Consider the following 8,171-nt stretch of genomic DNA (forward strand, 5'->3'; position numbering starts at 1 on the left):
CGCTGCCTCAAACGCTACATCGCACGAGAGCTCTACCACCTCATCACCACACCCGAGCTCCCCACTTGACATCCATAGGAGCATCTCGGCACCGAGAACGCGCTGCCACTCGGGGAGGCAACACCCGCAGCGAGGTCCGTCCTGTCTCATATCAGGATTCACCCGGTGCGGCGGGAATCAGCTTGTGCGGCTCCCCCCGTAAACTCGCTCCCACCCACCAGGCCACCTCCACCAGCACGATGCCCACCGCGCCGCAGGCGAACGCGGCGGTGGTCAGGCGCGGGTTGGACGGGTCCAGTGCGAAGAATTCACGGGTGAAGGGGACCGTGAACAGCACCAGGTAGGCCGCCACCGAGACCGCGATCAGTACGACCTTCCACCAGGTGTAGGGGCGGGCGACGATCGCCAGCACCCAGACCGCGATCATGATCAGGGTGATGAGCGCGGTGGTCCCGGCCTGCATCTTCTGCTGTGCGCTGGCCTCGGGGCCGGCGTAGGCGATGAGGTAGGCGACGAAGGTCGCGGTACCGATGACCACGCCCGAGGGGATCGCCAAGCGCATCACCCGGCCGACGAATCCGGTGCGGGCCCGTTCGTTGTTCGGGGCCAGCGAGAGGACGAAGGCGGGGATACCGATGGTGAACCAGGCCGCGATCGTCACGTGCCGGGGCAGGAACGGGTAGCCGATGGGTTCGTAGCCGAAGATCTGCGAACCCACACCGGCGACGCCGATCAGGAAGGCCAGCAGCACCGAGTAGACGGTTTTGGTCAGGAACAGGTTGGAGACCCGTTCGATATTGCCGATCACCCGGCGGCCCTCGCCCACCACGTACGGCAGGGTGGCGAATTTGTTGTCCAGCAGCACGATCTGCGCGACCGCCCGGGTGGCCGGGCTACCCGCGCCCATGGCCACACCGATATCGGCGTCCTTGAGTGCCAGCACGTCGTTGACCCCGTCGCCGGTCATGGCCACGGTGTGCCCGCGGGACTGCAGCGCGCCGACCATGGCCCGCTTCTGGTCGGGGCGGACCCGCCCGAAGGTGGTCCGCTCCTCCAGCACGCCGGCGAGTTCGGCGCGGTCCTCGGGCAGGGTCCGCGCGTCGACGGCGTGGTCGCCGCCGGGCAGTTCCAGGGAGGAGGCGACCGCGCCCACCGAGACGGCGTTGTCCCCGGAGATCACCTTGATCGATACGTCCTGGCTCGCGAAGTAGTCCAGGGTGTCGCGGGCGTCGGGCCGTACTTTCTGTTCGAGGACCACCAGGGCGACCGGGGTGATGGCGCCGGGGGCGCCGGTCGCGTCCACCGCGCGGTCGCCGCGGGCGAGCAAGAGCACGCGCAGGCCGGTGGCGCCGAGTTCCTCGGCGGCGCGGGCATCGGCCGATCCGGCGCCGAGCAGCACATCGGGTGCGCCCAGCAGCCAGTCCCCGTGCTCTCCGTAGGAGAAGCCGCTCCACTTCTTGGCCGAGGAGAACGGCGCCACGGCCGTGTACTCCCAACCGGGTGTCTCGGGGAGTGCTTCGGCGATGGCCTGGACGCTGGCATTGGGGCGGCGATCGTCGGCGGCCATGGCGGCCAGCGCCTGCCGTGCCCGGTCCTCGGCGTCCGGACCGGTGTCGATCATCCGGAGTTCGGCCAGGCGCATACCGTTCTCGGTGAGGGTGCCGGTCTTGTCCGCGCACACCACATCCACCCGGGCCAGTCCCTCGATGGCGGGCAGCTCCTGGACCAGGCATTTGCGCTGCCCCAGCCGCACCACACCGACCGCGAACGCGATCGAGGTCATCAGCACCAGGCCCTCGGGCACCATCGGCACCAGCGCGGCCACCATCCCGCTGACGGCCGGCCGCCAGGACTCTCCGCTGGACACCAGCTGGTTGTAGATGCTCAGGACACCGGCGGGGATGAGCAGATAGGTGATGACCTTGAGGATGGTGTCGATACCGTTGCGCAGTTCGGAGTTCACCAAGGTGAACTTGCTGGCCTCGTCGGCCAGTTTCGCGGCGTAGGCGTCCTTGCCGACCTTGGTCGCCCGGTAGGCGCCCGAACCGGACACCACATAGCTGCCCGAGAGCACCTGCGCGCCGGGTTCCTTGGCGACATCGTCGGATTCGCCGGTGAGCAGCGATTCGTCGATCTCGAGCAGTTCCGCTTCGACCACCTCGCCGTCGACCACGATCTGGTCACCCGGCCCGAGTTCGATGAGATCGTCGAGGACCACCTCATCGGGCGCGACCTGTCCGGACTTACCGTCCCGGCGCACAGTCGGTTTCGCCTGCCCGACGATCGCCAACCGGTCCAGGGTGCGTTTGGCCCGGATCTCCTGCACGATGCCGACCGCGCTGTTGGCCACGATCAGCAGCCCGAACATTCCGTCGATCACCGATCCGGTGGCCATCACCAGGACGAACAGCACGCCCAGGATGGCATTGATCCGGGTGAACACATTCGCCCGGACGATATCGCGCACCGAGCGGCCGGCGCGGTCCGGCACATCGTTGGTGAGCCCGTCGCGCCGGCGCTGCGCCACCTCCGCGGCGGTGAGACCGGGCATCCCGACGGACTGCACAGTTGTCGACATGGATGTCAGCGTAGCCAGCGCCGCGGTGCGCGGCTCACCAGGCGACGTTGATCGGGCCGGGCGTCCAGGTCCCGGAGTGATCCTCCTGCGTGGTGCGCGGACGGGCCGGTACCGCGTCGGGATCGATGGGGAGGAACTGCTGTAGTTGCCCCCAATCGCGATCCCAGTCCTGATCGAGATAGGTCGGCAGGGTGCGGGCGTGCAGCAGCAGACCGGTCCAGCCCAACGGACCGCCACCGTCGTGGTTCTGCCACAGGTTGGTGTCGTTCGCGCCGATCCGGTCCGGCAGGATGCGGTATTTCGGCACCTCGGCGATCCCGATGCGGTGGTCGAAGGGCCGCTGGCACGGGAACTGCAGGCCCACCGCCCAATCCAGCAGCACCGGATCATCGGATCCGACCACCGTGTTCAGGTCCTGGGTCTGCGGCATCCGCGGCGGGGTGAAGGCCAGCCACTGGCGCGGATCGCGATCGCGGTCGGCGGCCACGATGCGCACGGTGTCGGCATCGGCGTAGGGCGCCAGCGGGACCCGCAGGTTGCGCCACGACGGCGCCGGGCCGATATCGATCGGATTCACCCGGCGCAGCGGCACCGGGTCCGCGGCCGAACCGCCCGGCGCGGTGGTGGAGCCGAATTCCAGTTCCAGGGACTGTCCGTGGGTCACCACACCGTCGGTGTCCTGCGACCAGATACGGCCCGCGGCGCTGAGGGCGAGAATATCCGCGCGGTCGGCGACCGGTGGCAGCCGATACCAGCCGGAGGTCAGTCGGGCCGGGCCGTCGGCGTGATCGCTGCCCAGGACCGGAGTCCCCGGATCCAGGCCGAACGGCAATGCGGGACTGTCGGTTTCGGTCGCTACACCGGTGCCCGCGGTCGCCGCGCCCACCGAATCGGCGATGGCGGCGTCGGCGCCTTCCTCGGCATCGGCGCTCAGGTCCGCCGCGACTCCGGTGGGGCTGAAGCCCGTTCCGGTACCGGCCAGGGCCGCGGCGGGATCACCGGAGAGCGGGGTGAGCATGCCGCGGTTGGGGTCGGTCTCCACCAGCACGTGCGGGGCCATGCCGCAGGTGTTCCCGGCGAGCGCGCTCAGGTTCGAACTCGCCAGCGAGAACGCCGGGTACTGGGAGACGGCGCCCTTCGCGAACGACGCCACCTCGAACAGCACCATGAACGCGGCGGCCACCGTCAGGGCCGGCACCTTGGCGAACCGCCAGTCCCAGCGTGAGATCCGGTGCTGCCCGTCGTCGGGTGCCCGCACATGCCACCACGCCGCCACCGCCAGCAGCACCACCGCGCCCAGCAGGAAGACCTTGTTGAAGGCGATACCGGCCACCGAGGGCTGTTTGTCCCACCACGGGACGCTGTAGGAGGAGACGTACCACCAGCCGTTGGGGCCGGCGAATACGAGAGCCAGCAGGAACGACACCCCGGCGGCGAACAGTGCCCGGTTGCGCGGCGCGCGCATGACCCGCGGCCCGATCGCGACGGCCGTCAACACCGCCACCGCACCCGCCAGCCCGGCGAAGACACCGAGGTGGTGGGTCCATTTGGTCGGGGTGGTCATCATCAGCGCCATGGCGCCGACGGTGACGCCGAGGATGCGCTGCGACGGCCCCACCGCGGCGGTGGGGATCCGGCCGCCCTTACGCAGCAGGGTGAGCAGGCATACCGCCAATCCGGCGATCATCACGAAGATCCCGAAGCGGCGGGCCACCGAGCCGTCGACCGTACCCATGAACAGGTACTGGTAGCGCAGGTATTCGTCGAACCAGAGGACGTGCGGGCCGGCCAGTTCGTGCACCCGGCGCATTTCCATCATGGCGCTGAACGGCTGGTCGGCGAAGGCCACCACCAGCACGAGGACACCCGCGGCGGCCAGCGGCAGCACTTGCGCGAGCCGGCCTATCCGCGGCGCGCGGGCGGTGAGGATCTTGATCAGCGGCCGCAGTCCGGCCAGCAGCGCGGCCAGGCAGATGATGCCGTGCGGGCCGGCGGTGCAGCTGAAGGCGGCGATCAGGATGGCCACCGCGAACGGCAGCAGGCGGCGGGTGGCGATACCGCGCTCGACCGAGCACCAGGTGAGCAGCACCCCGAGCGCGACGATGGGCTTGGGCCGCAGCCCATTGTTGTAGGGCAGCCAGACGGCCAGGAACACCAGCGCGCCGGTCCACGGGACGAACGTGGTGCGATGCAGCGCGGCCCCGAACCGGGGCACCACCTCGCGACTGATCACCAGCCAGGCCAGGATGCCGGCCAGCAGACCGGGCAGGCGCACCCAGGGGCTGGCGGTGGTGAGATCGGCCATCAGGCCGATGAGGTCGTAGTACGGGGTGCCGACCGGGTTCTCCGGGACGCCGAAGTAGCGGAAGTAGTTCGCCATATAACCGGCGGCCTGCGAGGCGCGGCCCATGCCGAACTGGTAGCCGTCGTCGGAAGTGGTGGCGCCGATGAAATGCCAGAGCACCAGCGTGCCCAGCACCACCACATCGACCGGACGGAAGGTCCACCACCGGGCCGGCAGGAACCGGCGGGCGCGGCGCCCGTCGAGGCTGTCCAGCCGGTGCAGCGCGAACAGCGAGATCAGGGTCGCGGCGACGGCCACCCAGATCGCGGTCTGCTTCAGCGGAGTCGGGCTGGAGCTGAACCGGCTGTCGACCTCGGCGGTGACCCGGGTGCCCGCGGGATCGGTCAGATCGCTGAACACACCGACCAGCTGGGGGCGGAAATCACCGCTCAGCACCACCGGCTCGGATCCGGTGAGCGAGGCGACGGTTTCGGCCATCCCGGCGTGGACGTCGAGTTCGCAGTTCGGGGGGAGTTCCGCGACCGGGACGCTGAACAGCGATTGGTTGCGCAGGACGACGTCGAGCTGCGCCCCGGCCTCCGGTGTCGCGGGCCGGACCCGGGCCAGGAAACCGTAGCGTTCCAGATCGGGTGCGCCGTAGGGCGCGGTGGCGGTCAGCACCCCGCCGCCGGGCCCGAGTTGCTGGATCGCCGCGCACGGCACAGTGGCCGTGTAGTCCAACGGCGCGTAGGCGACCAGCGGGGCCTCGATCGACGCGGCGGAATCGTCCTGCGGCCAGGACAGTGTGGCGGCGTCGACCCGGACCGGCAGCAGGGGTACCGCTATCGCCAGCAGTGCTCCGATGAGCGCCGACACCAGCGCGACCGGCCGCGCCCGGCCACCCCGCGATCGGGATCCGGGACCGTCGGAGAGATCTGCCGGCTCGGGCGCCGCCACCACCATCGTGTCAGCCACGGGGCGCAATCCTAGCGGGGCCGCGCGCACCGCCGCGGCTGCGCTCACCGATCCGCTCGAAGCCATAGAACGAGACCGGCCGGTCCGCTATAGCGGACCGGCCGGTTTGCACGCTGCGGGATCAGGCCACGCAGGCCGGGGACTGCACCTGGGCCTGGGCGAGCATATTGCAGGTCCAGGTCTTCTCGACCTTCCACACACCGTCTTCGGCGACGAACGGGACATCGACCACGTTCTGGGTGTCGCCCAGCTTGAAGTTGGCCTTGGCGTTGATGGTGTCGGCGAAATCGTTGACCTCGGTGACCTCGATGGTGGCGCCCGAATCCGTGTAGAACTTGGCCAGTTTGCCCGGCAGTTCCGGATCCGCCTCGGCGCCCTGCATCATGTCCAGCTTCTCCTCGTTGGGCACGGCCGGGTCGAGGGCGCGCTGGAGTTGAGCGTTCAGGTCGGCCACGGTGGGCACCGGCGGCAGATCGGACGCCTCTTCCGAGGCGGCCGCCGACGCGGACGTGGTGCTCGCGGCCTTGCTGTCCGAGTCGGAATCATCGCTACCACACGCCGTCAGGGTCAGCGCGGCCACGGCGGCCACGCCGGCGATCGCGATACGTCCGGTCTTGCGAAGCTTCAACTGCTCGTCCTTTGCGTTCGAGGGTTCGGTGTCGTGCACTACAACAGAGCCACCGGAACCGGCGACGCTGCCCGGACCAACCTACCCGGCGGGCCCTCAGGACAAGCTGGCGAGCGGATCCGCTGAGCACAACTCCGTATTGTCGGCAGCGAAAGTACGCGCGATCCCCGGTCCTGTCGAGCGGGTCTCGAACCGGACGGTCACTCGTCCGTGGCCCGCGCCCTGCACCCAGCCGAATCCGAATTCGGGATGCCGCACATCCGAACCCGGCCGCCAAAGCATACTGCTACCAGTGGAAACGCCGGAATCCCGCGGACCTGGAGAGTTTTCGGCGGCACTGCCGGGCAGCGAGGCCGAACCGGCCGTCGTGTCCACGGAACTCGCCGGTCCCGCCGGATGTCTTACCGAATCCACAGAGCTCTCTTCGACCGTCGTCAGAGAATCGGGGGCGCCACCCCGCTCCCCCGCAACCCCGCCGGACGATTGGGCGGGCTCACCACCCTGCCGGTCCAGTTCCGGGAACAGCGATTCCTGCCGGATGCTGGACAGCCCGGCGTAGCCGACACCGACCAACCGGATCGGGCCCAGCTCCCGCGGGTCGATCGCGGCCCGCTGCGCGGCGGCGGTCAGCGTGGGCAGATCCTCGGTCGCGTAGGGCAGGGTGGTGGAACGCGTGGTGATGCTCATATCGGCGCGGCGCAGCTTCAGCACCACGGTTCGGGCGGCGCGGCCGTCGCGGCCGAGCCGGCGGTGCGCGGCGGCGGCCATCTCGGTGATCGCCGGGCGCAGCCGCTCCAGGGTGACGATGTCGTGTTCGTAGGTGGTCTCGGCGCTGATCTGTTTGGCCTCGGCGCGTTCGGTGACCGGCCGGTCGTCGATACCGCGGGCGAGACGGTGCAGCGCCGCGCCGATACTGCCGCCCAGGATCGATACCGCCTCCGCCTCCGGAAGCGCCGCGAAGGCGCCCACGGTTTCGATCCCGAGGGTGCGCAGCCGGCCCTCGGCCACCGGGCCGATACCCCAGAGCTTGCGCACCGGCAGCGCGGCCAGCAGCGCCTGCTGCTCACCCGGCGCGATCACCCGGATCCCATCGGGTTTGGCCATGCCGGAGGCGATCTTGGCCAGCTGTTTCCCGCTGCCGGCACCCACCGAGGCGACCAGGCCCGTACGCTCCCGCACCGCTGCCCGCAAGCCGGCGCAGAACGCCTCCACCTCCGCCGCGCTCGCCCCGGCCAGTTCGGCGGGCTCGGCGAACGCCTCGTCGAACGACAGGGTCTCCAGTACCGGGACCCGGGCCCGCAAGGTATCGAAGACCCGGCCGCTCAGCACGCTGTACAGCGCACCTCGCGGCGGGACCACCACCGCCGACACCCCGACGAGCCGCCGCGCCTGCTGCATCGGCATGGCCGAACGCGCCCCGAACACCCGCGCCTCGTAACTCGCCCCGGCCACCACCCCGCGCGCACCGGTCCCGCCGACCAGCACCGGGCGGCCGCGCAGGGTGGGGCGGGTGAGCTGCTCACAGGAGGCGAAGAAGGCATCCATATCGATATGGAGCACCCAGCGCCGGGAAGTCTCGCCGATCGGCGGCAGGGCGGGTCCGGCGCCGGACCCGGGATGCCGGCCGCTCACCACGGAGTGGCTCGCGGTGCGCCGGCCCGCCACCACGGCGGCACCCCGCAGCCGCCGCACCCCCCGCGGCCGCT

4 protein-coding genes are annotated in these 8,171 nt (G+C 70.2%); all 4 read right to left on the reverse strand.

Annotated features, from left to right (window positions below; genetic code table 11):
* Positions 1–151: 151 nt before the first annotated feature.
* The 4 genes from ACLML9_RS26345 to ACLML9_RS26360 all read right to left on the reverse strand — a co-directional run bounded on the left by ACLML9_RS26345 (position 152) and on the right by ACLML9_RS26360 (position 8,010).
* Complete coding sequence (locus ACLML9_RS26345; RefSeq protein ID WP_411948039.1) at positions 152–2,578, reverse strand: HAD-IC family P-type ATPase; 2,427 nt, start codon at positions 2,576–2,578, stop codon at positions 152–154.
* A 34-nt stretch (positions 2,579–2,612) separates the two neighbouring features.
* Positions 2,613–5,837, reverse strand: coding sequence for an arabinosyltransferase domain-containing protein (locus ACLML9_RS26350; RefSeq protein ID WP_411948040.1), 3,225 nt, complete (start codon positions 5,835–5,837; stop codon positions 2,613–2,615).
* Between the two features lie 121 nt (positions 5,838–5,958).
* A complete protein-coding gene (locus ACLML9_RS26355; protein ID WP_411948041.1) occupies positions 5,959–6,465 on the reverse strand; it encodes a hypothetical protein in 507 nt (168 codons plus the stop codon).
* Between the two features lie 96 nt (positions 6,466–6,561).
* Positions 6,562–8,010, reverse strand: a complete 1,449-nt coding sequence (locus tag ACLML9_RS26360) for a DNA polymerase IV (RefSeq protein WP_411948042.1) — start codon at positions 8,008–8,010, stop codon at positions 6,562–6,564.
* Positions 8,011–8,171 lie beyond the last annotated feature (161 nt).

The sequence above is a fragment of the Nocardia sp. NPDC002869 genome, from assembly GCF_046764065.1.
Taxonomy (GTDB): domain Bacteria; phylum Actinomycetota; class Actinomycetes; order Mycobacteriales; family Mycobacteriaceae; genus Nocardia; species Nocardia rhamnosiphila.

Coding starts and splice junctions, on each gene's coding strand:
- ACLML9_RS26345 (WP_411948039.1), bottom strand. CDS start 2,578: ATGTCGACAACTGTGCAGTCCGTCGGGATGCCCGGTCTCACCGCCGCG.
- ACLML9_RS26360 (WP_411948042.1), bottom strand. CDS start 8,010: ATGGATGCCTTCTTCGCCTCCTGTGAGCAGCTCACCCGCCCCACCCTG.